Below are 2,887 nucleotides of genomic sequence, written 5' to 3'. Positions count from 1 at the left end.
CGAGCGGCGGCGGTCGGCGTTAGCCGGCCGCCTCAAGCCCCCAGTATCTAATAGGGGGGCAAATACAAGTAACAAGAAATCCGACGGTAGGCATAAAACGCCCGTGGCAAGGCCTTGCCGCACAGGCGGAACGCCAAATTGCTGTTAGGACGCATAGAAAGGAGCTAACATGCTCAAAGACTTAAACTTAATTGGCGGTATGACCAACAAAGATTGGCTTGATCAAGTCCACGACGAGATGCGCGACAATGGTATTACACAAGGCCAGCTCGCCGACATGGCTAATTACAGCCGGTCACACCTGAATCAACTGCTGGGTCGCAAGAAGCCACTCAACGATAAAGCCCGATTAGAACTAACGTTGGCGTTGCGTGCGTTGACCGGTCAGAATAATCTGGATGTCTGTATCGACTATCTCGGCGTTACCTTCAAGACGCACGACTACGAAGAATTGATTAACGACCTGTTCCAAATCAGCCCGACCCATTTCAATCTTCACGAGGGCGCTCACTACGGCTATTCAGCAACCCTGATATGCGGTGAGATCAAGATGATGTTATCGCCTTACCAAGATGTGGATGCCGAAGGTTACAACCCGAAAGACGATAGCGGCACAATGATTGAGCTAAAAGGTCAAGGTTGTCGCTATGTCGAATCATATCTGCGCTCACAGAACCGGACTTGGTATGACTTCTTGGAGACGTGTATCAAACTTGAATGCCACTTCACCCGACTTGATTTAGCTATCAACGACCGCAACGGTTTACTAGATGTGCAAACACTAATTGAGAAGTGCGACCGTGATGAATTCAGCTCGCGCTTTCGTGGGTTCAGGGACAACCGCACCAAACAGTGGCACGCCTCTGGGCGCACCCTGTATCTTGGATCGCCACAGAGCGAAGTTAATTTCTGCATCTACGACAAGGCGTTTGAGCAACATCAGAAACACCCAGAAATCGCCATCGAAGAGCAACCAATCCGTACCCGCTTTGAAGTACGCCTACGCCGCGAGCGTGCCGCCACAGCGGTTGAGCATCTATTAGCGACACGTGATCCTGAGCAAGTCGTGTTCGGCATCATCAATCAGTATTTGCGTTTTCTCACCCCCAGCCACAAACCGAAAAGCGAGTGGGCGTTAGATCCCCGCTGGGCAGCATTCATCGGTAACAATCGGGATAAGTTGCGCCTGTCCACTAATCCGGAGCCGTTGAACTATGACCACATTACGCGATGGTTAAGAAAGCAAGTCGCACCCTCGCTCAAGATGTTGCAGGTGATTGACCAGTACAACAACACGAACGAACTCAAGGCTATCATTGACAGTGGTAAATTGACGCAACGCCACTGGGACGTGATCCACCATTTTCAGCATCAACGCAACGGTATTATGACAGATTCAAAGCAACGTGAGAAATCAAAAAAGAGCGACTACGCCGACCAAAGCAAGTAGTCACCCTTCACAGATAAAATATGGGTTCTATCTGGTTTGATTATCTCACTCCCACCAAACTTTAGGAAGTGATTTGATTGAATATTAACGCACCAGAACAGCCAGTCTTCCTGACGATGACAAGAGCTGACCTTATCAAGCTGAGATACAGTCCATCGCAAGCAAACCGTATCATCAAAATGGCAAAAGAGTTGTTGCTCAAACAAGGCCTCGGATGGTACGGTAAGAAAGGCGTAGACCGTGTTCCAGTGGAAGCAGTAGACGCAGTATTAGGTTTGAAACTAAGCCAACTTGAGGGTGCACCAAGTGGCCTTTCCGCAGTTAAGGAGGAACTATCTTGACTACGAAAGACCCAATTACAAAACAAGCGGACGGCACTTTCAGCTTCCGCGTAAGCTTAGGAACTGACAAACGGACTGGCAAGCGAATTCAAAAGCGTGCCAGCGGCTTCAAAACGAAAACGGAGGCGAAAAAAGCAAGAGTTGCAATGTTGGCGGCGGGGATCGCCGATGATGAGGACATCAAGCAGACTAAGTTTGGCGACTTTATGGAAGACGTGTTCAAGCCTTGGTACAAAACCCAAGTAAAGCCACGCACCTACCGTCAGCGGCTAGTCTTGATGAACAGTGAGTATCTGACTAGGTTCAACGACATCATCATTGACCAAATTCGGCCGATTGATGTGCAACATTGGCAAGTCAGCGTACTCAAAGACTGTAAGCAATCTTATGCGCGTACTATCAACATTATGTTAGGTCAAGTGCTAGAACGTGCTAAGGCGCTGGGCATCATCACCGAGAATCCAGTGCGTGTTGTTGGCCTCATCAAAAAGAAGAAAGCGAAGATCCAGTTCTGGACACAAGCTGACTTCCAAAAGGTGCTCGCTAAGACAAATACCGACACGTACACGGGCCGCTTTGATTACACGATGTTGTGGTTCATGTTTATGTCTGGCTTGCGTAGTGGTGAAGCACGAGCGTTGAAGTGGACAGACGTTGATCTCGAAGCTAAGACCGTGAACGTCAATAAGACGATGGACTATCACAACCGCAACTGGTTTGAAACACCAGCGCCAAAGACCGCCGCTAGTCGCCGTACTGTGGCACTTGATGATGATACCGTTGCGTGCTTAGGCGCGTGGCAGACCGCACAAGCGGCGATGGTGAATTCCGAGTGGGTATTCTCACGTGATGGGATTCCGTGCTCTGACCAGCAATTCATTGATATTGTGGACGCGTACAGCACACTCGCTAAAGTTCAGCGAATTACCGTGCACGGCCTCCGCCACTCGCATGTGTCGCTGTTGATCAGCCTCGGTGAAAATCCACTCCAGATTAAAGAACGTCTGGGGCATGAAGACATCGAAACGACGCTCGGCACTTACGGTCATCTTTACCCCAACAGTAACTTTGAAGTCGCAAAAAAGCTCAACGGGAT

Annotated in this window: 3 protein-coding genes; all 3 read left to right on the top strand. The window is 49.5% G+C overall.

Features of this window, described 5'->3' with window-relative positions:
- Window positions 1–169: 169 nt before the first annotated feature.
- Window positions 170–1,450 (top strand): replication initiation factor domain-containing protein, encoded by a 1,281-nt coding sequence (locus GN107_RS11265; protein ID WP_155287934.1) that lies wholly within the window; start codon window positions 170–172, stop codon window positions 1,448–1,450.
- A gap of 77 nt (window positions 1,451–1,527) precedes the next feature.
- Window positions 1,528–1,791, top strand: a complete 264-nt coding sequence (locus tag GN107_RS11260) for a DUF3173 family protein (RefSeq protein ID WP_230678619.1) — start codon at window positions 1,528–1,530, stop codon at window positions 1,789–1,791.
- A partial coding sequence (locus GN107_RS11255) for a site-specific integrase (protein ID WP_155287933.1) occupies window positions 1,788–2,887 on the top strand: 1,100 nt, incomplete at its 3' end. The genes GN107_RS11260 and GN107_RS11255, both read left to right, overlap by 4 nt.

This window comes from Lacticaseibacillus zhaodongensis, from assembly GCF_009687905.1.
In the GTDB taxonomy this organism is placed as follows: Bacteria; Bacillota; Bacilli; order Lactobacillales; family Lactobacillaceae; genus Lacticaseibacillus; species Lacticaseibacillus zhaodongensis.
This window is presented reverse-complemented; position numbering and strand designations above follow the sequence as displayed.